Source organism: Enterobacter sp. RIT637, from assembly GCF_019718755.1.
Classification (GTDB): domain Bacteria; phylum Pseudomonadota; class Gammaproteobacteria; order Enterobacterales; family Enterobacteriaceae; genus Enterobacter.
This window is the reverse complement of the sequence record NZ_JAIHAZ010000001.1, coordinates 78212-101278: the sequence shown is the minus strand read 5'-3', so window position 1 is coordinate 101278 and position 23067 is coordinate 78212. Positions and strand designations below refer to the sequence as shown.

General features: G+C 55.4%; 16 protein-coding genes. 9 read left to right on the top strand and 7 right to left on the bottom strand.

Annotated features, from left to right (window positions below; translation table 11 throughout):
- Positions 1-158: 158 nt before the first annotated feature.
- From ssuE to ssuB, 5 genes are read left to right on the top strand one after another with little or no spacing between them, the layout of a single operon-like run.
- The gene (gene ssuE / locus K5E19_RS00390; protein WP_010429323.1) at positions 159-734 is read left to right on the top strand and encodes an NADPH-dependent FMN reductase; all 576 of its coding nucleotides are present in this window, start codon (positions 159-161) and stop codon (positions 732-734) included.
- Complete coding sequence (locus K5E19_RS00385; protein ID WP_221549554.1) at positions 727-1689, top strand: sulfonate ABC transporter substrate-binding protein; 963 nt, start codon at positions 727-729, stop codon at positions 1687-1689. The genes ssuE and K5E19_RS00385 overlap by 8 nt, the downstream gene beginning before the upstream one ends.
- Positions 1686-2831: an FMNH2-dependent alkanesulfonate monooxygenase gene (ssuD, locus tag K5E19_RS00380; RefSeq protein WP_214576341.1), complete on the top strand. Its 1146-nt coding sequence runs from the start codon at positions 1686-1688 to the stop codon at positions 2829-2831. The genes K5E19_RS00385 and ssuD overlap by 4 nt, the downstream gene beginning before the upstream one ends.
- Positions 2832-2840: 9 nt before the next feature.
- A complete protein-coding gene (gene ssuC / locus K5E19_RS00375; protein WP_023311016.1) occupies positions 2841-3632 on the top strand; it encodes an aliphatic sulfonate ABC transporter permease SsuC in 792 nt (263 codons plus the stop codon).
- Complete coding sequence (gene ssuB / locus K5E19_RS00370; protein ID WP_221549553.1) at positions 3629-4399, top strand: aliphatic sulfonates ABC transporter ATP-binding protein; 771 nt, start codon at positions 3629-3631, stop codon at positions 4397-4399. Before ssuC ends, ssuB begins: the two co-directional genes overlap by 4 nt.
- A 92-nt stretch (positions 4400-4491) precedes the next feature.
- Here the strand turns inward: ssuB and pepN are convergent, their stop codons facing one another.
- Positions 4492-7104 (bottom strand): aminopeptidase N, encoded by a 2613-nt coding sequence (pepN, locus tag K5E19_RS00365; protein WP_221549552.1) that lies wholly within the window; start codon positions 7102-7104, stop codon positions 4492-4494.
- A 254-nt stretch (positions 7105-7358) separates the two neighbouring features.
- Between pepN and pncB the strand changes: the two genes are divergently transcribed.
- The 4 genes from pncB to K5E19_RS00345 all read left to right on the top strand — a co-directional run bounded on the left by pncB (position 7359) and on the right by K5E19_RS00345 (position 13164).
- The gene (gene pncB, locus K5E19_RS00360; RefSeq protein WP_010429311.1) at positions 7359-8561 is read left to right on the top strand and encodes a nicotinate phosphoribosyltransferase; all 1203 of its coding nucleotides are present in this window, start codon (positions 7359-7361) and stop codon (positions 8559-8561) included.
- Between the two features lie 166 nt (positions 8562-8727).
- A complete protein-coding gene (gene asnS / locus K5E19_RS00355) occupies positions 8728-10128 on the top strand; it encodes an asparagine--tRNA ligase (RefSeq protein ID WP_221549551.1) in 1401 nt (466 codons plus the stop codon).
- A gap of 605 nt (positions 10129-10733) precedes the next feature.
- A complete protein-coding gene (gene ompF / locus K5E19_RS00350) occupies positions 10734-11789 on the top strand; it encodes a porin OmpF (RefSeq protein WP_311775502.1) in 1056 nt (351 codons plus the stop codon).
- Positions 11790-11973: 184 nt separating this feature from the next.
- Positions 11974-13164 (top strand): amino acid aminotransferase, encoded by a 1191-nt coding sequence (locus K5E19_RS00345; RefSeq protein ID WP_047648166.1) that lies wholly within the window; start codon positions 11974-11976, stop codon positions 13162-13164.
- Between the two features lie 50 nt (positions 13165-13214).
- Here the strand turns inward: K5E19_RS00345 and K5E19_RS00340 are convergent, their stop codons facing one another.
- The 6 genes from K5E19_RS00340 to mukF all read right to left on the bottom strand — a co-directional run bounded on the left by K5E19_RS00340 (position 13215) and on the right by mukF (position 23066).
- The gene (locus K5E19_RS00340) at positions 13215-13862 is read right to left on the bottom strand and encodes an MBL fold metallo-hydrolase (RefSeq protein ID WP_089598364.1); all 648 of its coding nucleotides are present in this window, start codon (positions 13860-13862) and stop codon (positions 13215-13217) included.
- Positions 13863-13882: 20 nt separating this feature from the next.
- Positions 13883-14434 (bottom strand): YcbK family protein, encoded by a 552-nt coding sequence (locus tag K5E19_RS00335; RefSeq protein ID WP_010429293.1) that lies wholly within the window; start codon positions 14432-14434, stop codon positions 13883-13885.
- A 175-nt stretch (positions 14435-14609) separates the two neighbouring features.
- Positions 14610-16433 carry a L,D-transpeptidase gene (ldtD, locus tag K5E19_RS00330; protein WP_221549550.1) on the bottom strand — a complete coding sequence of 608 codons (1824 nt, stop codon included), beginning with the start codon at positions 16431-16433 and terminating at the stop codon, positions 14610-14612.
- A gap of 177 nt (positions 16434-16610) precedes the next feature.
- Entirely contained in the window at positions 16611-21059 is a 4449-nt protein-coding gene (gene mukB / locus K5E19_RS00325; protein WP_221549549.1) for a chromosome partition protein MukB, read from the bottom strand.
- Positions 21059-21763, bottom strand: coding sequence for a chromosome partition protein MukE (mukE, locus tag K5E19_RS00320; protein WP_003858208.1), 705 nt, complete (start codon positions 21761-21763; stop codon positions 21059-21061). The genes mukB and mukE overlap by 1 nt, the downstream gene beginning before the upstream one ends.
- Positions 21744-23066: a chromosome partition protein MukF gene (gene mukF / locus K5E19_RS00315; protein ID WP_221549548.1), complete on the bottom strand. Its 1323-nt coding sequence runs from the start codon at positions 23064-23066 to the stop codon at positions 21744-21746. The genes mukE and mukF overlap by 20 nt, the downstream gene beginning before the upstream one ends.
- Position 23067 lies beyond the last annotated feature (1 nt).

Here is a 23067-nt window from a genome sequence, read left to right as displayed (position 1 = left end):
GCAAAACGCAATCGTTTACCTTCCCGTCTATTTCTTATGCACTTTTTCGCATTTTAATTGCAGATAAATCATTTAGTGGAATAACCCGGCGATGTCACACTCCTTAAAATTGTTATGAATGTTAGATAAAAGCAAACAATTAGTTATAAGGAGCAAACATGCGCGTCATCACCCTGGCCGGTAGTCCACGGTTCCCCTCGCGTTCCAGCGCCCTGCTGGAATATGCCCGTGAAAAGCTCACTGCTCTGGATGTGGAAGTGTGCCACTGGAATCTACATAACTTCGAACCTGAAGATTTGCTCTATGCCCGTTTCGACAGCCCCGCGCTTAAGACCCTGATCGAGCAACTCAAAGGGGCAGATGGCCTCATTGTGGCGACGCCCATTTATAAAGCCTCTTTTTCTGGCGCACTGAAAACCCTGCTCGACCTACTTCCGGAACGCGCGCTGGACGGCAAAGTCGTACTGCCGCTGGCAACCGGCGGTACGGTTGCCCATTTACTAGCCGTGGATTACGCACTGAAACCGGTGCTGAACGCCCTGAAAGCACAGGAGATCCTGCATGGCGTTTTCGCTGATGATTCACAGGTCATCGACTATCAACACAAGCCCCACTTTACGCCGAATCTGCAAACCCGCCTTGATGCTGCGCTGGAAACCTTCTGGCATGCGCTGCATCGCCGGGATATTCAGGTTCCCGCTTTTAATCCGTCGCAAGGAGTCGCTCATGTTTAAAACACTGACACGTATCGGGCTGGCAGGGCTGATGACCCTCTCGTCGCTGGCTCACGCGGCTGAAACCGCGCCGGAAAGCCTGCGTATCGGCTATCAGAAAGGCAGCGTCAGCATGGTGCTGGCGAAAAGCCACCAGCTTCTGGAAAAACGCTTCCCGGACACCAAATTCTCCTGGGTGGAGTTCCCGGCAGGCCCGCAGATGCTGGAGGCGCTGAACGTCGGGAGTATTGATTTAGGCAGCACGGGTGATATTCCGCCTATCTTTGCTCAGGCTGCCGGGGCCGATCTGGTCTATGTGGGCGTCGAACCCGCTAAGCCGAAAGCCGAGGTCATTCTGGTACCTGAAAATAGCGACATTAAAAGCGTTGCCGACCTTAAAGGTCATAAAGTGGCTTTCCAGAAAGGTTCCAGCTCGCACAACCTGCTGCTGCGCGCCCTGCAAGAGGCCGGGCTTAAATTCACCGACATTCAGCCCGTTTACCTGACGCCTGCCGACGCACGCGCCGCGTTCCAGCAGAAGAACGTGGATGCCTGGGCCATATGGGATCCGTACTACTCCGCAGCCTTACTGCAGGGTGGCGTGCGGGTGCTGAAAGACGGCACCACGCTGAAACAGACCGGCTCGTTCTATCTTGCTGCACGCCCTTACGCGGAAAAAAACGGCACATTTATTCAGGGCGTACTGGATACCTTTACGCAGGCCGATGCTCTGACCCGGAGCCAGCGTCAGGAGAGCATTACCCTGCTGGCAAAAACCATGGGCTTACCTGAACCGGTGATCGCGAGCTATCTCAGCCACCGTCCGCCGACCACCATTGCGCCTGTCAACGCGCACGTCGCCACCCTTCAGCAGCAAACCGCTGACCTCTTCTATCAAAACCGCCTGGTACCTAAACAGGTCAATATTCGCGAACGCATCTGGCAGCCCGCAGGCAAAGAAGGAGCTAAATCATGAGTCTGAATCTTTTCTGGTTTTTACCCACCCACGGTGATGGACACTATCTTGGTACAGAAGAGGGGTCACGCCCGGTTGACCATGGCTACCTGCAGCAGATTGCGCAGGCGGCGGACCGTATCGGTTTCACCGGCGTGCTGATCCCGACCGGACGGTCGTGCGAGGATGCGTGGCTGGTTGCCGCGTCGATGATCCCGGTCACCCAGCGTCTGAAGTTCCTGGTTGCGCTACGCCCGAGCGTGGTTTCCCCCACCGTGGCGGCGCGTCAGGCGGCAACGCTGGACAGACTGTCCAACGGTCGCGCCCTGTTTAACCTGGTAACGGGTAGCGATCCGCAAGAGCTGGCGGGCGATGGCGTATTCCTCGATCACACGGAGCGCTACGAGGCCTCCGCCGAATTCACCCGCGTCTGGCGACGCCTGCTGGAAGGTGAAACCGTCACCTTCGAAGGCAAACATATTCACGTTCGCGATGCGAAACTCTACTTCCCGCCGGTGCAGCAGCCGCGCCCGCCGCTCTATTTTGGCGGATCGTCGGATGTGGCCCAGGATCTGGCCGCCGAGCAGGTCGATCTCTACCTGACCTGGGGCGAGCCGCCTGAGCTGGTGAAAGAAAAAATTGCCCAGGTACGTGCTAAGGCGGCCGCACACGGCCGAAAGGTGCGCTTCGGTATTCGCCTCCATGTGATTGTGCGCGAAACCAATGAAGAAGCCTGGCAGGCTGCCGACCGTCTGATCTCGCACCTGGACGATGAGACCATCGCGAAGGCGCAGGCCGCATTTGCTAAAACCGACTCCGTCGGACAGCACCGGATGGCGTCCCTGCACAACGGCAAGCGCGAGAACCTGGAGATCAGCCCGAACCTGTGGGCGGGTGTCGGTCTGGTACGCGGCGGCGCAGGTACGGCGCTGGTCGGCGATGGTCCAACGGTGGCTGCGCGGATTAATGAATACGCCGAGCTGGGCATCGACAGCTTTATCCTTTCCGGCTATCCGCATCTGGAAGAGGCCTACAAGGTCGGCGAACTGTTGTTCCCGCATCTGGATGTCGCCATCCCGGAAATTCCGCAGCCGCAGCAACTCCAGCTTCAGGGCGAAGCCGTGGCGAACGAATTTATTCCACGAAAAGCCGCGCAAAGCTAAGGAGTCATCATGTCTGCCACCTCACAAAAATGGCTGCTGCGCGCCGCGCCGTGGTTTTTACCCGTCGGCATTGTGGCTCTCTGGCAGCTCGCATCGTCAACCGGCTGGCTGTCGAGCCGCATTTTGCCCTCTCCGGAGGGCGTCGTAGAAGCGTTCTGGTCGCTGAGCGTGAGCGGAGAGCTGTGGCAGCATCTGGCGATCAGCTCCTGGCGCGCCGTGATTGGGTTTTCCATCGGCGGCAGCATCGGTCTGGTTCTGGGTCTGATCAGCGGCCTTTCGCGCTGGGGCGAGCGTCTGCTGGATACGTCCATACAGATGCTGCGCAACGTGCCGCATCTGGCGCTGATCCCGCTGGTTATCCTGTGGTTTGGCATTGATGAGAGCGCCAAGATCTTCCTCGTGGCGCTGGGGACGTTGTTCCCGATTTACATCAACACCTGGCACGGCATCCGCAATATCGATCGCGGTCTGGTCGAGATGGCGCGAAGCTACGGTTTGTCCGGTTTTTCTCTCTTTATACACGTGATCCTGCCGGGCGCCCTGCCCTCGATTATGGTTGGGGTGCGTTTTGCGCTCGGCCTGATGTGGCTGACGCTGATTGTGGCGGAAACCATTTCGGCTAACTCCGGCATCGGCTATCTGGCGATGAACGCCCGTGAATTCCTGCAAACCGACGTGGTGGTGGTGGCCATCATCCTTTACGCCCTGCTCGGCAAACTTGCCGACGTCAGCGCCCAGTGGCTGGAACGCAGCTGGCTGCGCTGGAACCCGGCCTATACCCTTCAGGAGGCAAAAGCATGAATACTGCACGACTGAACCAGGGGACGCCGTTACTGCTTAACGGCGTCACCAAGCGCTACGGTGAAAACACCATTCTTAACGGGCTGGATCTGCATATTCCCGCCGGACAATTTGTGGCCGTTGTCGGTCGCAGCGGCGGCGGCAAAAGTACGTTGCTACGCCTTCTGGCCGGGCTGGAAGCCCCCAACGGCGGTGAAATCCTGGCAGGGACAACGCCGCTGGCCAATATTCAGGACGATACGCGCATGATGTTTCAGGACGCGCGCCTGCTGCCGTGGAAAACGGTTATCGACAACGTCGGTCTCGGTCTGAAGGGCAGCTGGCGAGATAACGCACGTCAGGCGCTGGCCGCCGTCGGGCTGGAAAACCGCGCAGCCGAGTGGCCTGCCGCGCTGTCAGGGGGACAGAAACAGCGCGTGGCGCTGGCGCGAGCGTTGATTCACCGTCCCGGCCTGCTGTTGCTTGATGAACCGCTCGGCGCGCTCGATGCGCTGACGCGGATTGAAATGCAGGATTTGATTGAGTCCCTGTGGCAGGAGCATGGCTTTACGGTACTGCTGGTGACGCATGACGTGAGTGAAGCCGTGGCGATGGCGGACCGGGTGCTGCTGATAGAAGACGGGAAGATTGGCCTGGATCTGACGGTGGATATCCCGCGCCCTCGCCGCGTGGGCTCGGCAAGACTGGCGGAGCTGGAGGCGGAAGTATTGGATCGGGTGATGAAGCGCGGGGTAAGTGAACGGGCGTTGATTAAAGCTAATGCCTGATGCCCTCTCCCACGGGGAGAGGGAGAAAAAACTAAAAACGGCAACCGAGGTTGCCGTTTTGCTTTTACCTGCCCACCGGGCACTTTTTTGTATTACGCTAAGGCCTTAGCAATCTTCTCGTACAAATCGCCAGACAGGTTTTCCAGCCCTTTCAGCTGCTCAAGCGCGGCGCGCATCTTCGTCTGGCGCTTCGCATCGTAGCGTTTCAGGCGGATCAGCGGCTCAATCAGACGAGACGCCACCTGCGGGTTACGACTGTTCAGCTCGGTCAGCATTTCCACCATAAACTGATAGCCGCTGCCGTCTTCCGCGTGGAAGGCAGCCGGGTTGCTGCTGGCAAACGCGCCAATCAGCGAGCGGACGCGGTTCGGGTTGCTCATGGTGAACGAACGGTGCTTCAGCAAGCGACGTACTGTGCTCAGCACATCGGCGGACGGGCTGGTGGACTGCAGAATGAACCATTTGTCCATCACCAGACCATCCTGGTGCCACTTGTCGTCGTACTCCTGCATTAGCGCATCACGACACGGCAACTCGGCGGCAACGCTAGCGGCGAGCGCAGCCAGCGCGTCGGTCATGTTATCGGCTTCGTGATACTGCTTGCTGACCAGCGTGTTCGCCAGTTCCGCGTCACCAAAGGCCAGATAGCGCAGACAGGTATTGCGCAGGGAACGTTTGCCGATATCTGCATGCTCAACACGGTACGCATCCAGCTTGTTGGCGTTGTAAATGGCCAGGAACTCATCCGCCAGTTCGGTAGCCAGCGTGCGGGTGAGCGCTTCACGCACTGTGACAATCGCAATCGGATCGATAATCTCGAACAGCTCGGCGATTTCAGTCGCGGACGGTAAGGTCAGAATTTCAGCCGCCAGTGCCGGGTCAATGTTCTCGTCCAGCAGAATCGCGCGGAAGGCATCCGCAACATGAACCGGCAGCGTCAGCGGCTGACCCTGCTGGTAGCGGTTCACGTTAAGCTTGATATAGGTTGCTAGCAGGCTCTGCGCTGCATCCCAGCGGGAGAAGTCATTGCGCGCGTGACGCATCAGGAACGTCAGCTGCTGATCGCTCCACTTGTACTCCAGTTTTACCGGCGCGGAGAATTCGCACAGCAGCGCAGGTACCGGCTGGAAGTAAACATTATCGAAAATAAACGTCTGCTCCGCCTGGGTGACGTTAAGCACGCTGTGTACCGGGTGACCGCCCTTCTTCAGGGGGATCACTTTGCCTTCGTTATCGTACAGCTCAATGCTGAACGGAATGTGCAGCGGCTGTTTCTCTGCCTGCTCGGCCGTTGGCGGCGTGCGCTGGCTGATGGTCAGGGTGTACTGCTCGGTTTCCGGATTGTAGTCGTCTTTAACGGTCACAACAGGTGTACCGGCCTGGCTATACCAGAGGCGGAAATGTGACAGATCCACGTTGGACGCGTCTTCCATCGCCTGCACGAAGTCGTCGCAGGTGGCGGCGCTGCCGTCGTGACGCTCGAAGTAGAGCTGCATCCCTTTCTGGAAATTCTCTTCGCCCAGCAGGGTATGGATCATGCGGATGATTTCAGCGCCCTTTTCGTACACCGTCAGGGTGTAGAAGTTGTTCATCTCGATAACTTTATCAGGACGAATCGGGTGCGCCATTGGGCTGGCATCTTCCGCAAACTGCAGGCCGCGCATGGTGCGTACGTTGTTGATGCGGTTCACCGCACGCGAACCCAGATCGGAGCTGAACTCCTGGTCACGGAAGACCGTTAAGCCCTCTTTCAGGCTCAGCTGGAACCAGTCGCGGCAGGTAACGCGGTTACCGGTCCAGTTATGGAAATATTCGTGGCCGATGACGCGTTCGATATCAAGATAGTCTTTGTCGGTGGCGGTATCGGTACGCGCCAGCACGTATTTGGAGTTAAAGACGTTAAGACCTTTGTTCTCCATCGCGCCCATATTGAAGAAGTCGACGGCGACGATCATATAAATGTCGAGATCGTATTCGAGGCCAAAGCGCTCTTCGTCCCACTTCATGGAGTTGATGAGCGAGGTCATCGCCCACGGCGCGCGGTCAAGGTTGCCGCGATCAACAAACAGCTCCAGCGCCACGTCGCGGCCAGAACGGGTTTTATAGGTATCGCGCAGGACGTCGAAATCACCCGCCACCAGCGCAAACAGGTAGCACGGTTTCGGGAACGGATCCTGCCACTGTACCCAGTGACGGCCGTTCTCCAGTTCGCCTTCCCCGACGCGGTTACCGTTGGAGAGCAGGAATGGATACAGGGTTTTATCGGCAATGATTTTGGTGGTAAAGCGCGCCAGTACGTCCGGGCGGTCAAGATACCAGGTAATGTGGCGGAAGCCTTCTGCTTCACACTGGGTACACAGGGCTACGCCTGACTGATAAAGTCCTTCCAGCGCGGTATTGGCGGCCGGGCTGATTTCGTTGACGATGCGCAGCGTAAAGCGTTCCGGCAGGTTGTCGATGACCAGCTGGTTGCCTTCTTCTTTATAATCAGTCCACGCTTCATCATTAATATGCAGGGAGACCAGCGTCAGGTCTTCACCATCAAGACGCAGCGGTACAGCCGTCGCGCTCTGGCGCGTCACCTGGCTCACCGCTGTCACGACGGTTTTAGTGGCATCCAGGTCAAAAGTCAGATCGATATCGCTAATCAGGTAATCCGGCGCACGGTAGTCGTGGCGGTATTTGGCTTGTGGCTGTTGTGTCATAGAAAACCTTATGCATCGTTTGTCGAGTAACGTTTCAATATATTCCTGTTGTCTAAAACGCGCTATGCAGAATGTTCATCTTTTCAGGTACAAACACCTTTTTCGCTACATTTGTATAACACGAGGCACAAAATGCCCTCGACCATAAAGAGCGCTTATGTTGTGATCGGGGTTCAATAAATCACTAAAACAGGTATACTCCGGAGTTGTTTATTGTACTAAACGCTCCCGTGAGAGGATGCTACTGCGCACCTATGACTCAATTCGCTTCTCCTGTTCTGCATACATTGCTGGATACCGACGCGTATAAACTGCATATGCAGCAAGCCGTTTTCCACCATTACCATGACGTTCATGTTGCGGCGGAGTTTCGCTGCCGGGGCGACGACTTGCTGGGTATCTACGCGGATTCCATTCGTGAACAGGTCGATGCCATGCAGCATCTGGCGCTGCAGGACGACGAATATCACTGGCTTTCCGGCCTGCCCTTCTTTAAAGCTGACTACCTTACCTGGCTGCGCGACTTCCGCTACAAGCCAGAGCAGGTCACGGTGACTAACGATAATGGCAAGCTGAATATCCGCCTTGCAGGGCCGTGGCGTGAAGTGATCATGTGGGAAGTGCCGCTGCTGGCCGTGATCAGCGAGTTGGCCCACCGCTACCGTTCGCCGGAAACCGGCGTCGAGCAGGCGGTCGCCTCGCTGGAGAATAAGCTGGTTGAATTTTCCCACCTGACCGAAGGGCTGGATATGTCCCGCTTCCGCCTGATGGACTTTGGCACCCGCCGCCGTTTCTCTCGCGAAGTACAGCAGGCTATCGTTAAACGTCTTCAGCAAGAGCCATGGTTTGTGGGCACCAGCAATTACGACCTTGCGCGTCGTCTGGACCTGACGCCAATGGGCACCCAGGCGCACGAGTGGTTCCAGGCGCATCAGCAGATTAGCCCTGACCTTGCCAATAGCCAGCGCGCGGCGCTGGCCGCCTGGCTTGATGAGTATCCGAATCAACTGGGGATCGCCCTCACCGACTGCATCACAATGGATGCCTTCCTGCGCGACTTCGGGCCCGAATTTGCTGAGCGTTATCAGGGTTTACGCCATGACTCCGGAGACCCGGTGGAATGGGGTGAAAAGGCCATTGCCCATTACGAGAAACTGGGCATTGACCCAATGACGAAAGTCCTGGTCTTCTCCGATAACCTTGATTTAGCCAAAGCGGTCGATCTTTACCGCCATTTCTCCTCCAGAGTGAATCTGAGCTTTGGTATTGGTACCCGTTTGACCTGCGATATTCCTCAGGTAAAACCTCTGAACATCGTCATAAAGCTGGTGGAATGTAACGGCAAGCCGGTGGCGAAACTCTCTGATAGTCCGGGTAAAACCATCTGTCATGACAAAGCTTTTGTCCGCGCATTGCGCAAAGCCTTCGATCTGCCGCAGGTAAAAAAAGCCAGTTAACCGCTTTCGGGAGCCGTAAAGGCTCCCCACTTCTTATTTATTTCTTATTTCTTCTCTTAAGACTGCGAAATCTGCTTGTCTGATGGCGGATGCCAGGTAACATAGATATCCCCCCATAAGGGCGGACAAGTGTTTATCATTTCCGACAATTAACAGAGAGAATATTATGAGCGTTGTGCCTGTAGCCGACGTACTCCAGGGCCGTGTCGCCGTTGACCAAGAAGTCACCGTGCGCGGATGGGTGCGTACCCGCCGAGATTCTAAAGCTGGCATCTCCTTCCTCGCCGTCTATGACGGTTCCTGCTTTGATCCTGTACAGGCCGTCATTAATAATTCTCTGCCCAATTACAATGATGAGGTTCTGCACCTGACAACGGGCTGTTCCGTCATTGTCACCGGCGTGGTTGTCGCATCGCCTGGACAGGGCCAGAGCTTCGAAATTCAGGCCTCTGCGATTGAAGTCACCGGCTGGGTGGAAGATCCAGATACCTACCCGATGGCGGCAAAACGCCACAGCATTGAGTATCTTCGCGAAGTGGCACACCTGCGTCCACGCACCAACCTGATCGGTGCTGTGGCCCGCGTGCGTCACACGCTGGCGCAGGCGCTACACCGTTTCTTCGATGAGCAGGGTTATTTCTGGGTATCCACGCCGCTGATCACCGCGTCCGACACTGAAGGTGCGGGTGAGATGTTCCGCGTTTCCACGCTGGATATGGAAAACCTGCCGCGTACGCCGGAAGGTAAAGTCGATTACGACAAAGACTTCTTTGGTAAAGAAGCCTTCCTGACGGTATCCGGCCAGCTCAACGGTGAAACCTATGCCTGTGCGCTGTCTAAGATCTACACTTTTGGCCCAACCTTCCGCGCAGAAAACTCCAACACCAGCCGCCACCTGGCGGAATTCTGGATGCTGGAGCCAGAAGTGGCCTTTGCCGATCTCAATGACGTAGCAGGCCTGGCGGAAGCCATGCTGAAATACGTGTTTAAAGCCGTTCTGGAAGAACGTGCAGACGACATGAAATTCTTCGCTGAGCGTGTGGATAACGACGCGATTGCCCGTCTGGAGCGTTTTGTATCTGCTGACTTCGCGCAGGTGGATTACACCGATGCGGTTGCCATTCTTGAGAAGTGCGGCGAGAAGTTCGAGAACCCGGTCTACTGGGGCGTGGATCTCTCTTCTGAGCACGAACGCTATCTGGCAGAGAAACACTTTAAAGCACCGGTTGTTGTGAAAAACTACCCGAAAGACATTAAGGCCTTCTATATGCGCCTTAACGAAGACGGTAAAACCGTTGCCGCAATGGATGTCCTGGCACCTGGCATCGGTGAAATCATCGGGGGTTCTCAGCGTGAAGAGCGTCTGGACGTCCTGGATGCGCGTATGGAAGAGATGGGTCTCAACCCGGCTGACTACAGCTGGTATCGCGATCTGCGCCGTTACGGTACCGTTCCGCATTCAGGCTTCGGCCTGGGCTTCGAGCGTCTGATCGCCTATGTAACCGGTGTTCAGAACGTCCGTGATGTGATTCCGTTCCCACGTACACCGCGTAACGCAAGCTTCTAACCCGCATCAATCATAATGGCCAGCAAAAGCTGGCCATTATTTTATTCTGCAATGTCAGTTTACGTCAGTGCAAAGTCAGCCTCTTTAAATGACAACCCCGTCAAAAGCACTAGCTGTTACGTTTTGTTTCCACGAAATATCTTTGAATAAAAAAAATCCCACAATCTTATTGTGATTATTCGATCCTCAAGCAATAGCATATTTTTTACTCAAATTCACAGCCATCCAGAAGTCTTTTCGCGGTCATAAGAAAAGATGAGGCGTTGAACGGCTGCGTATATGAATTGCCTTTAGCCAAATTAAATATAAGCAATTCATATATATAGGAATGAAACCGCCGATTAATTAACCAAGTCTCTCTGAAATTTGAGATGGTTCACAAAGTTCCCAAAAATACACATTTAGTTACACATAATTTCTTTTTGTTACTCAATCTTGAGAATTGTAGCACTTTCAGGCTAGCGAAACGGTTCTATGAATGGAAAGATGCCTGTCAGATACATAAAGACACCTAACTCTCATCAATAGTTCCGGAAATATTTATTGACAGAATTTATTGACGGCAGTGGCGAGTGTCATAAAAAAACCAATGAGGGTAATAAATAATGATGAAGCGCAATATCCTGGCAGTGGTTATCCCTGCCCTGCTGGTAGCCGGTGCAGCAAACGCTGCAGAAATCTATAACAAAGACGGCAACAAATTAGATCTTTACGGGAAAGCTGTTGGTCTGCATTACTTCTCTGATAATGACGGCAACGATGGCGACAAAACTTACGCGCGTCTGGGCTTCAAAGGCGAAACTCAGATCAACGATCAGCTGGCCGGCTACGGTCAGTGGGAATACAACTTCCAGGGTAACAACTCTGAAGGCTCCGATGCACAGTCCGGTAACAAAACCCGTCTGGCATTCGCAGGTCTGAAATTCGGTGACGCAGGCTCCTTCGACTACGGTCGTAACTACGGCCTGGTTTATGATGCCATTGGTATCACCGATATGCTGCCAGAGTTCGGCGGCGACACCGGCGTGAGCGATAACTTCTTCTCTGGCCGTACTGGTGGTCTGGCGACTTACCGTAACAGCGGCTTCTTCGGCCTGGTTGACGGTCTGAACTTTGGCGTTCAGTACTTGGGCAAAAACGAGCGTACCGATGCGCTGCGTTCCAACGGCGACGGCTGGGCAACTTCTGTTAGCTACGATTTCGAAGGCTTCGGTGTTGTAGGTGCATACGGCGCAGCTGACCGTACCAATAACCAGCAAACGCTGCAGTGGGGTAAAGGCGATAAAGCTGAGCAGTGGGCTACCGGTCTGAAATACGACGCGAACAACATTTACCTGGCAGCACTGTACGGTGAAATGCGTAACGCGGCTCGCCTGGACAACGGCTTCGCTAACAAAACTCAGGACTTCTCTGTTGTTGCTCAGTACCAGTTCGACTTCGGTCTGCGTCCATCCATCGCTTACTACAAATCTAAAGCGAAAGACGTAGAAGGCGTGGGTGATGAAGACTACATCAACTACATCGACATCGGTGCGACTTACTACTTCAACAAAAACATGTCCACCTATGTTGACTACCAGATCAACCAGCTGAAAGACGACAACAAACTGGGCATCAACAACGATGATACCGTTGCTGTAGGTCTGGTTTACCAGTTCTAATCAGTACACCACTTTGTTATATGCTTAATGAACAGGGCTTCGGCCCTGTTTTTTTATGCGTGACAGAAAATAATGGCGACTTTTGAAAAGCCGCACGCTTTTCGTCGCAAACGGTTGGCATTTTGTAAATCTACCGTTAACCTGATAGCGGATTTCACTTCTGTAATCACAATGGAACTTCGTCATGTTTGAGAACATTACCGCCGCTCCTGCCGACCCTATTCTGGGCCTGGCCGATCTGTTTCGTGCCGATGACCGCCCTGGCAAAATCAACCTGGGTATTGGTGTATATAAAGATGAAACCGGCAAAACCCCGGTCCTGACCAGCGTTAAAAAAGCTGAGCAGTATCTGCTGGAAAACGAAACCACCAAAAACTACCTCGGTATTGATGGTATCCCTGAATTTGGTCGCTGCACCCAGGAGCTGCTGTTCGGTAAAGGCAGCGAAATTGTGAGCAGCAAACGCGCTCGCACAGCACAAACCCCTGGCGGTACCGGCGCGCTGCGCGTTGCGGCGGATTTCCTTGCGAAAAATACCTCTGTTAAGCGCGTATGGGTGAGCAACCCAAGCTGGCCAAACCACAAGAGCGTCTTCAACTCTGCGGGTCTGGAAGTGCGTGAATATGCTTACTACGACGCGGCAAACCACTCTCTCGACTTCGACGGCCTGCTGGCGAGCCTGAGCGAAGCGCAGGCAGGTGACGTGGTGCTGTTCCACGGTTGCTGCCACAACCCAACCGGTATCGACCCGACGCTGGAGCAGTGGGAACACCTGGCTAAGCTGTCCGTTGAAAAAGGCTGGCTGCCGCTGTTTGACTTCGCCTATCAGGGCTTTGCCCGTGGTCTGGAAGAAGATGCGGAAGGCCTGCGCGCGTTCGCCGCGGTACATCAGGAACTGATCGTAGCGAGTTCTTATTCCAAGAACTTCGGCCTGTACAACGAGCGCGTTGGCGCCTGTACGCTGGTCGCGGCAAACGAAGAGACCGTCGATCGTGCGTTCAGCCAGATGAAGTCCGTGATCCGCGCTAACTACTCTAACCCACCGGCTCACGGTGCCTCTGTTGTTGCTACCATCCTGAGCAACGATGCCCTGCGCGCGATCTGGGAACAAGAGCTGAACGATATGCGCCAGCGCATTCAGCGCATGCGCCTGCTGTTTGTGAACACTCTGGCTGAGAAAGGCGCGGACCGCGACTTCAGCTTTATCATCAAACAGAACGGCATGTTCTCGTTCAGCGGCCTGACCAAAGAGCAGGTTCTGCGTCTGCGTGAAGAGTTTGGCGTGTACGCCGTAGCGTCTGGCCGCGTAAACGTTGCAGGCATGACGCCTGACAACATGGCGCCACTGTGCGAAGCGATTGTCGCCGTACTGTAATTTGCGCCCATAAAAAAAGCCTGCGTTATGCAGGCTTTTTTTTATTCTGGTTACCAGACAGGCATTTCATCCTGAAGGAACGGGTTATGGAGCCGTTCATAGCCCAGCGTCGACATCGGACCGTGTCCTGCGATAAACGTTACGTCATCACCCAGCGGCAATAACTTTTGTTTAATCGACTGAATCAGCTGCCCGTGATCGCCGCGCGGGAAATCGCTGCGTCCTACGCCACCTTTGAAAATCACATCGCCGGAAATCAGCAGACGTGACTGGTCATCAAAGAAGACGATATGGCCTGGCGTATGCCCAGGACAATGCAACACCTGTAAAGTCACATTCCCTACGGTAACGCGGTCTCCCTCGTTTAACCAACGATCGGGCGTCAATGGCAGACACTCATCAAGGCCAAACATGCGGCTTTGGGCGGGTAACCCCTGCAGCCAGAACTCATCTTCTTTTTCCGGGCCAATAACCGGCACACCGTAGTGTTCAGCCAGTTCAGCCGCAGCACCTACATGGTCAAGATGACCATGAGTGAGCAAAATCTGCATCAGCGTAACGCCGCTTGCTGCGACTTCCTGCTTGATTTTCTCAGCGTCACCGCCGGGATCGACAAGCGCGGCCAGTTTAGTTTGCTCGCACCAGATCAATGAACAGTTCTGGGAGAACGCGGTAACCGGAATAATACGATAGTTCATACTGCTCCTGTGTTTCGTTATTACCAGTGCCGAACCGGCCCGGTATCAATATGCACAAAGTTGCTACGTGGGTAGTATCCTACACCACCTGCGCGCATAGATAACGCGGCTTTGCGAATATTGGCTAACGAAACGCCTTCAATGTGGAAATCCATTGCCTGCCCTTTGGTGTGATAGCTTTTTTTCGCTACCCCACGGCTGTGGGCGCGCAGTTCATTGTTGGTATCGAGTGAACGGTATCCTGAAATGAGCTGCACCGGCTTGCTGGTGCCCAGCAGGCCCTGAAGGCGGAAAATCTGATCAAACAGTCCTGGATCGATGGCTTTTATTTTATTCGCGCGGAAATCACGGAAAAAATGGTTAAGTCTTGCTAATTCATCCTGAATATAGCCTCTGCCATCGAAAAACTCCGCTTTAAGCGACTCACCGGTATGAAGATTGTTGAGCGTTAAAATACGCGGACGTGGTGTCGAGAGGGTGGCAAATGCTGGCGTCGGAAGGATGGCCGCAGCGCCGAGCGCAACACCACCTAACGCCAGCAATTTGCGGCGATTAGCGTCAAATTTGTCCATGATAATCAGGTCTACAGGTCAATGAAATCGTAAATATGCTTAGCGCACGAAGGGCACCTTAACTGTCAAAACAGCTTACGTCAAGGCGCCCAACCCCAGTGAATACGCGGCTTACAGCCAGATCGCCCCGTATTCACCATAACTTACGACAATCAATTTTCCCGAACTACTTCATTTACCTGATTAATTGTTCAGCTTTTGGCAAAATTTGTGCGCCGGATCGCGCGGTGAGATCATAATTGTAAATATCTGTACGGTACTGGGTGCGCCCGTCCTCGCCGACAAACGCCGTCAGATAGTAAAGATTGACCGGAATGTTGTGTCGAATATTCACGTAACGGGTATCACCTTGTTTCAACGCATCTGAAATCCGCGTATCGTTCCAGCCCGCATCCTGCAGCAGCATATTCGCCAGCTCGGAGGCTTTATTTACACGGACGCAGCCTGAACTGAGCGCGCGCGTGTCCTTCTGGAACAGGTTGTGGTTCGGCGTATCATGCAGATAGATTGCATCTGAACTTGGCATGTTGAACTTATAGCGCCCCAGCGAGTTATGGGCACCCGGAGCCTGCTGGAAGCGGAACGGTAAATTCGACGCCGTTATCGTTGACCAGTCGACCATCCAGGGATCTATCGCCTCTTTGCTGTTCCAGCCGCGCATCACGGTATAACCGTGGCGCTCCAGATACCCGGGATCGTTCCAGACCTTAGGCAGGATATCCTTCCGGGCCAGCGTCGGCGGTACGTTCCATGGCGGGTTAACCACCACGTTATTCAGCGCGCTGCTCATCATTGGCGTTTTACGATCGGGACGCCCGACAATCACACGCGAAGCCAGCACTTCACTCCCGTTCTGGTAATAGACCAGCGAATACGCCGGGATATTCACCATGATGCCGGTTGACAGCGTGCCTGGTAGCAAGCGCAAACGCTGGATATTCAGCGCCAGTACGCCCGCCCGTTGTGCCGGAGAAACATTCAGCCAGTCGCGTGTTGACGGACCAATTACGCCATCGGCACCCAGCCCCTGAGTAGCCTGGAACTGCTTAACTGCCGCAACCAGCTCGCGGTCATACGCGGCTGGCTTCGAGCTTAGCGGAGCTGCGCTGGTCTCTTTTACCGGTGCCGACGGGCTCACGGCCACGCTTTGACCGTCATCGCCAGGAAGCGCAATTTTTGGTCCATTCTCCATAATACCGGAACGTTTGAGAATTTCGCGCAGTGCGGGAACATCGCTGCTCCACTGCCCCGGACGCAGCGTGGCGGTCGCGCGCAACTGCGGCCACGGACGCGAATCTGCAACCAGCTCAAGCAGCGACTGGTGCATTGTGGCGTATTGCGGATGTGCAGGCGCAAGGCTTGCGATAAAGCGCGGCAGGTCGCCATTATCCAGTGACAGTTGCCATTGGTTTATGACCGACAGGGCTGGCGTCGCCAGCTTGTAGGGTTTTTCGCTGTATAACCAACGATTGCCATTTACCGGGATACCCGCAACAAACTGGAGATACCCCATCATGGCATCCGAGAGAACCACGTCACGCGCCTTCCCCGTCACGGCAGGATCGGTCAACAGCTCAACCCAGGCCGTAAACTGCGGCTGAATGCCCGCGATTGCCACTTCTGCCAGCTGCTGCTGGAAAGCACGCACCGCGTCACGATTGTCCCACATTGGTTTCATATCGCGCGCGGCATAGAGCAGCGTGAGCTGATTGAGATAAGCAGGCGTATATCCTGATGGCAGCCCGGACTGCAGCTGCTGACGAACAGACTCTGTGTCGATACCTTCAGGTAACGGCGTAATACCGGCCATAATGGCCGTTGCTGGTGACTGCTCCAGCGGCTGTGACAACGACGTCGGCTGAGCGCCCATCGTTGCAGAGCTGTCAGTCGGTACAACCTCAGGCTCATCAGCCTGCGCGGTGAACAGTGGAGCAAACGTCATTGCCAGACATAAACTCAGCACTGACAGCTGACGACCACGATTTTTCTTTAGCAACATCCCTTGCCCCCTGTTTTCACGACACGCCCATCACATTGGGGCTTTCTTTCATTATAGGTAGGCATAAATGCTGTTGGCTTACCTTATGTAAAGAAGTTTAAAGATAACGCAGCCGTAAGCACAAGCTAAGAGTAAAAAAAAGCGGCGCTACTGCGCCGCGCTTTGTAACAAAACACCTCAGGAGGCGTCTGCCGTACCCGGTAACGACTCCGGTGGTTGCGGTGCAAAACCGCGTAACCCGACAACGTGTACGTGTTCGCTGTTCTGGAATACTTTACGCACCAGTTTGTAAGTCGTCCCTTTTTCCGGGCTAATGTTTTCCGGTGCCGCGATGATGAGCTGCATATCGAGGCGATCGCAAAGCTCAAACAGCGTGGCGATGGAACGGGCGTCAAGACGCGCCGCTTCATCCAGGAACAGCAGTCGGCATGGCGAGATGTCTTTGCCGCGCAGACGACGCGCTTCATCTTCCCAGCTCTGGACAACCATCACCAGAATCGACATACCGGTACCGATAGCCTCACCCGTCGACAGCGCACCCGATTCCGCACGCAGCCAACCGTCGGAGCCACGGTTAACCTCAACTTCCATCTCCAGATAGTTACGGTAATCCAGCAGCTCTTCACCAATGGTTTGCGGCGTACGCTGGCCCATATCGATCTGCGGGTTCAGGCGTTGATACAGCTTCGCCAGCGCTTCAGAGAAGGTCAGACGGTTGCTGTTGAACAGGTCCTGATGCTGTTCGTGTTGTTCAGACAGCACGTCCAGCAGAGTAGAGTGAGCCTCACGTACGTTCACGTTCAGACGCACGCTGTTAACCTGACCAAACGAGACGCTCTGCAGACCCTGGTTCAGCTGGCGGATACGGTTCTGCTCGCGCTGAATGGTCTTACGGATGATGTTCGCCACGCTGCGGGAGCTGATGGCCAGTTTCTGCTCGCGGGAGGTCAGCTCCTCCGTCAGGCGACCCAGCTCGATTTCCATCTGCTCGATGGCTTCGACCGGATCGTCGGTACGGATGATATCCTGACGAATACGTTCGCGCAGGTGCTGATAAACGGCCACGAAGAACTGGATTTTGCGCTCTGGACGCTTCGGATCTTCCGACATGCGCAGCACATCACGCAGGTGTTCGTTATCCGCCACTGCCAGACGCAGTGCGCCCAAGGCTTTATCCGACATGGAACGCAGTTCGTCCCCGGAAAGATAGGCCAGCTCGCGACGGTGTAGACGACGCTCAACGTTATTGTCTTTCACCATGCGCATCACCGCGCACCAGCCCGCCTTCGCGGTCACGACCTGCTCGCGCATTTCGTGATAGTCGCGCTCCAGCTTGCGCAGGCGACGCGTCAGGTTGTCCATTTCCGCTTCGCAGAAAGTCAGCGCTTTTTCCAGCTGGTTGCGGCGCGCACGGTTGTTGCTTAGCTGGCTGTGCAGTTCGTCACGACGAATGCGCGCGCGTTCTTCCGCACCGCTGTCAGCACGCACGCCAATGTCCTGCAGCTCTTTTTGCAGATCGTTTAACAGCTCTTTCTTGGTGTCGAAGGAGCTTTTCAGCGAGGCCATGACCTGGCTGTACTGGCTTAGCTGCGCTGCATGCGTACGCATAGCTTCACGAGCGCGGGTACGCTCGGCTTCAGCCTGCTCCAGGCGCTGACGCAGCTTTTCATTCAGATCGCTGTTTCCGCTGAGCATTTCTGCGGAATCGGAGTAGCCGAAGTGGGCGCGACGCTGTACGACTTCCGTCAGGGCAAACGCCTGCTGACGCGCTTCACGCTGCACCTGCTGTGACCAGGCGTAATCTTCTTTTAACTGCTCGAACTGCTCCGGATCGCTTTGGAGAACGGAGATGACCGGCTCCAGCTTCGCCAGCTGGTTACCGTGCTGCTGCACAAATCGCGCGGCTTCCTGCGCTTCATCCAGGCGTTCCTGGATTTCATCTACGCGGTCAGCCAGCGTGTCATCAGCCAGCAGATTCAGGCGCGGCAGGATGCGGTTAAGGGCGGCGACGCCCTCTTTCGCCTGTTCAAACTGGACGCGGCTCTGCTGGTTGTCACTTTCATGATTGGCAATCGCGCGCTCAAGTTCACCACGGCGGGTATTGAGCTTGCGGATCTCTGCTTCCGGATCCGCGTCAAAGGCCACGCCAAGATGGCTACCAATAAAGCGGCTGAATGCCTGGTGCAAACGCTGGGTTTTCTGTACGTCAAACGACAGCGTCGCAAAGCGTTCGGAGAGCGTTTCACGCTCGGCGTGCAGGCTTTCAATGCGGTTTTCACGCGCGGCACGACCAAACAGCGGCAGTTCCGGGAAGCGAGAATAGCGCCACTGGCGGTCAGCGATTTTCACCACCACTGCTTTTTCCAGCTCGTCGACGCTGAATACGCTGTCATCAAACGACTGCGGATCGCCTTCGATCAGGTAGAGATCTTCCGGACAATCTTCCAGCCCTGCCAACTGCTCAGAAATCAGCGACAGATCCGGGACGACAATTGCATTACGCGACGGGCCATACAGCGCGGAGAAGTACGGCGCGTCATCCAGGCCAACATCGTCATAAATTTCGGACAGCAGTACACCGCCGAAACGCTCTGCCAGGGTATTCAGACGCGCATCTTCCGCACCGCCCGGTTGGCTTAAGCGTTCGATCTCTTCGTCGACGTCACGTTTACGTGCGCCCACTTCGTCACGCTCAACAATGGCTTCGCGTTCGCGCTCCAGCAGCTGCTGAAGGTATTCTGTCACTTCCTGACTGGACTCAAACTCTTCGCCGCACTGCTCGCTAAGCTGGCTCAGGCTGCTTTGCGCTGCCAGCCAGACCGGCGCACGCTGCAACAGTTTTTGCGAGCGGGACTGAAGCTGCTCCATCTCCTGGCGCAGCGTCATACGCTGTTCGCTGGCGTTGGAGACACTGTCTGAAAGTGCCGCAATACGTGCTTCAAGCTCCTGATGCAAAGCCTCAAGCTCGTCGAAATCGTAATTTTTTCCCTGACGCTTGCAGAATTCGGCCAGCAGACGCTCGGCTTCCTGCTGCTCGCGAAGACGCTGCTCCAGTTCGTTGAGGCGCATACGCAGCGGCTGAACCTGCTCGGCCAGATGGCGCTGGTTCACCCCGTCGCGCAGCAGTTCACGGGCGACGTCCCAGGCTTCATTACGCGCCAGCGGGCCGTTAATCGCCACCACCAGCTGGTAAGCCTGTTCAAACTGGCTGTGTGCCGTTTGCGCGACGCTCATTTTCTGATCGAGTGACAGGAGTTTCTCAGTGGCTTCCTGCTCTTTTGCCTGGAAGGTATCCAGCCATTCGTCGGCGCTTTCTGGCGTTAAGTCAGGCAGATGACACAGCTCTTTAGCACGCTGTAACGCCTGCAGGGCCTGAGTGTACTGAATCGCACGCGTCTGCTGCACATCCAGCGCCTGCTGGTAATCGGCAAGCTGGCTTTTTAGCTCATCCACTTCAAGCTCAGCGGCTTCGGCGCGGGCTTCGTTCTCTTCCTGCATGTCGGCGGCTTCAGCCACCACTTCGTTTTGCTCTTCGAGGCGAATTTGCAGCTCATCGAGGTCCGCTTCATAGCGCTCGATTTTTTCCTGCTGACGCAGCGCGGTCTGCACCAGGTTCAGGTGATCGCTGGCGGCCTGGTAATCCGCTTCCAGATCGCCTTCGGCACCGTTGTGCTCGCCCAGCTCGCGCGCCATTTCGACGTGCTTATACTGCTCGGCCACCAGCTGTTTACGCGAGGTAAACAGCTCGCGGCGGTACTCTAACGCCTGATCGAGATGGATGCGGCGCTCGTTGGCGTGGCGCATATAGTCCGCGGCCACGTAGTTGGTCGCTTCGCTGATCAGGTGTTTAAACAGGTCACGGTCAGACTGGGTAACGCGAATGGCTTCCAGCGTCATGCGGTTTTCACGCAGCGCGGCTTCCATATCCTGGAAGGCCTTGCGTACGCCGCTGTTTTCCGGCAGCAGGTAGTCGCGCAGGGAGCGGGTAATGGCGCTGGAGATACCGCCGTACAGGGACGCTTCGATCAGACGGTAGTATTTGCTACGGTCTGATGCAGTGCGCAGACGACGCGCCACCACACCCAGATCGAACATCAGCGAGTGGTAATCAGTAATGGAGTTGAACTGCTTGAACTGCACGCCTTCGATAGCTTCGAGCTTGTCTTTCAGCTCCTGCAGCGTCAGCACGCGTGCCTGGCGTTCGTTCAGGGTTTCCGTCAGCAGCGCCGTCGGCTGCACGGACGTTGGCAGCCCCTGGATGGCGAACGGTTTGATATCCACTTTACGGTCGCGACCGGCAACCTGCTGCAGGCGCACGCCCACTACCACGCGCTGGTGACGAGAGTTGATGACGTCCAGCACCGAATAACAGACACCGGCCTTCAGCTTACCGTGCAGACCTTTATCACGGGAGCCGCTTGTCGCGCCCGCTTCGGTGGTGTTACGGAAGTGCAGCAGCGTCAGATCGGGGATCAGCGCCGTGACAAAAGCCGCCATGGTGGTGGATTTACCCGCACCGTTACCGCCGGAGAGCGTCGTCACCAGCTCATCCAGATCGAAGGTTCGGGCAAAGAAGCCGTTCCAGTTAATCAGCGTTAGTGAGCGAAATTTACCGCGTTCAATCATTACTCTTCCTCCCCGCTATCCGGCTGATTCTCTTCATGCTCATCATTGAGCTGCAAATGGTTTTCCACCGGCATCGCTTCACCGTCGCGGATCATGCGCAGCTGCGCTTCACGGGCGTCGTCACCCGCGCGCACGTCAGCACCAAAGCGGAAGACGGATTCCGTAATGCGGAATTTGCTGCTGTCGTGGCCCATAAACCAGACCATGCCCAAACGACGCAGACGGTTCAGGGAAGAGCGAACTTTTTCCTGTAATTTCTGACGGTCAAGATCGGAACCTGTCGAACGGTTGTTCACCAGCTTCAGCAGTTTGCTCTCGTCTGCCAGCGACAGCAGTTCGTCGTAGAGTTCCTGCTGAGTGAAAATCCCTTCGTTCGCCAGACGTTCCGGGCTGAGGTAGAGGTAGCAGAGAATTTTGCCGACCATCATATCCAGTTCGGAGAGTACGGAACGCGGAATCAGCGTGGTTGAGCGCGGGCGCAGGTAGAAAAACCCTTCCGGTGCGCGAATCAGCTCCACGTTGTAGCGCGCGTAAAACTCTTCCAGATATTCCTGGAAGTCCATCAGAAAAGCGTGATTATCCAGCTCGTCAAGACCAATGTGACGACCGGCACGCAGCTGGCTGTCCAGCGCCGGAAATAACGGATTCGCCAGCGCCTGTGCCAGCTTCACTGGCATCACTTGTTCAATATTTGTCAATGACATGCGCCTGTACCTTGGCTCCGTAATCGTTGATCGGCTGCCACTTCGGCGGCAGTCCGGTGAAATCTGCTTGCGCGATGCCCAGACGCACCGCCTGGTCCACCACGATGCGGGCTACGTCAAAGTGCCGCGCGCGAGGATATTGCGCCAGATAGTCGCGCACCACGAGACCAAGATCCAGCGGTGCTTGTCTGGTTTTGTAGACAGCGAGCTGTTCTTCGATCATCGCCGCAAGTTGTTCGCGAATTTCGTTAAATTCTTCATATTCCAGATCCGGCGGCAGTTCACCGGTCACCTCTTCATCACGCAGCGCCATCTCTTCGTCGCGCATATCCAGCAGACGGTCGGCATTCGCGTAGGTCAGCGCCCACGGTGCATCGAAATAGGTTTGTACCGACTGACGCAGACGCTGAGCGAAGACGCGGTTTTTATCCATGTCGATGGCAGTACGGATAAATTTATGCACGTGTCGGTCATAGCCGATCCACAGGTCGATCGACTGCTGGCCCCAGCTAATAATACGATCGAGTTTGCTTTGCAGATCGAAGACCAGACGGTCGACAAAGTGGAGGTCGTCATGCGCCATGGTCGCATCCTGGATGCGCAGCAGATTGGCCTGCAGCTTGTCGCCTGCGGCTTCCAGCGTATCCTGCAGTTCACGCAGCGTACCGGAGGTTTCTGACAATAAAAGTTCACAGCTGGAGATGGCTGCACGCCAGTCTTTGTTCAGTAATTGAGCGATATCGTCTTTCACCTGCTGCTGCTGTTCATCCATCAGACGCTGGGTCAGATCGATACTGTCGAAAATCTCTGCCACCGAGTACTTCAGCGGCGCGTAGACGTTACGGTGCCAGTGGAATTCGTCACCGTTTTCATCTGCCGCGTCGGCGGCGCGCTTAAGCTCGCCCGCCACGATCGAGAGCTGCATGGAGAGACGCAGCGTTGAAAACTCGCGCTGGCGAATGTAGTAATCGGTAATGCCGATCCCCAGAGGCGTCAGACGATAAATGGCGTTTCCTTCCGCCTGCTCGCTGGTAAAGCGGTTCAGCAGACGTTGACGCACCATATCGTTGATTGCGTTGTTAGCACGCACGCTAATGGTTTCGCTGGTTTGCTCAAACGCATCACTGACATGGCGGAACGCATCCACCAGTTCACCCTCGCTCATTTCACCATCCAGCCGTTCGCCGTTCAGCGTGGCAACCGCCAGCAGGAAGGAGAGTCTGTCTACCGGCAGCGTGATGGAGAAATCGTTTTTCCTGGCCCAGGCAACCAGTTCGGGGACTGTCTGGGAAAATTCACTCATA

Bases quoted from the DNA above. Each gene is read 5' to 3' on its own strand.
- mukF (WP_221549548.1), bottom strand. From the start codon at position 23,066: ATGAGTGAATTTTCCCAGACAGTCCCCGAACTGGTTGCCTGGGCCAGG.
- ssuE (WP_010429323.1), top strand. From the start codon at position 159: ATGCGCGTCATCACCCTGGCCGGTAGTCCACGGTTCCCCTCGCGTTCC.
- pepN (WP_221549552.1), bottom strand. From the start codon at position 7,104: ATGACACAACAGCCACAAGCCAAATACCGCCACGACTACCGTGCGCCG.
- ldtD (WP_221549550.1), bottom strand. From the start codon at position 16,433: ATGTTGCTAAAGAAAAATCGTGGTCGTCAGCTGTCAGTGCTGAGTTTA.
- ompF (WP_311775502.1), top strand. From the start codon at position 10,734: ATGATGAAGCGCAATATCCTGGCAGTGGTTATCCCTGCCCTGCTGGTA.
- asnS (WP_221549551.1), top strand. From the start codon at position 8,728: ATGAGCGTTGTGCCTGTAGCCGACGTACTCCAGGGCCGTGTCGCCGTT.
- ssuD (WP_214576341.1), top strand. From the start codon at position 1,686: ATGAGTCTGAATCTTTTCTGGTTTTTACCCACCCACGGTGATGGACAC.
- ssuC (WP_023311016.1), top strand. From the start codon at position 2,841: ATGTCTGCCACCTCACAAAAATGGCTGCTGCGCGCCGCGCCGTGGTTT.
- K5E19_RS00385 (WP_221549554.1), top strand. From the start codon at position 727: ATGTTTAAAACACTGACACGTATCGGGCTGGCAGGGCTGATGACCCTC.
- pncB (WP_010429311.1), top strand. From the start codon at position 7,359: ATGACTCAATTCGCTTCTCCTGTTCTGCATACATTGCTGGATACCGAC.
- ssuB (WP_221549553.1), top strand. From the start codon at position 3,629: ATGAATACTGCACGACTGAACCAGGGGACGCCGTTACTGCTTAACGGC.
- mukB (WP_221549549.1), bottom strand. From the start codon at position 21,059: ATGATTGAACGCGGTAAATTTCGCTCACTAACGCTGATTAACTGGAAC.
- K5E19_RS00340 (WP_089598364.1), bottom strand. From the start codon at position 13,862: ATGAACTATCGTATTATTCCGGTTACCGCGTTCTCCCAGAACTGTTCA.
- mukE (WP_003858208.1), bottom strand. From the start codon at position 21,763: ATGTCATTGACAAATATTGAACAAGTGATGCCAGTGAAGCTGGCACAG.
- K5E19_RS00335 (WP_010429293.1), bottom strand. From the start codon at position 14,434: ATGGACAAATTTGACGCTAATCGCCGCAAATTGCTGGCGTTAGGTGGT.
- K5E19_RS00345 (WP_047648166.1), top strand. From the start codon at position 11,974: ATGTTTGAGAACATTACCGCCGCTCCTGCCGACCCTATTCTGGGCCTG.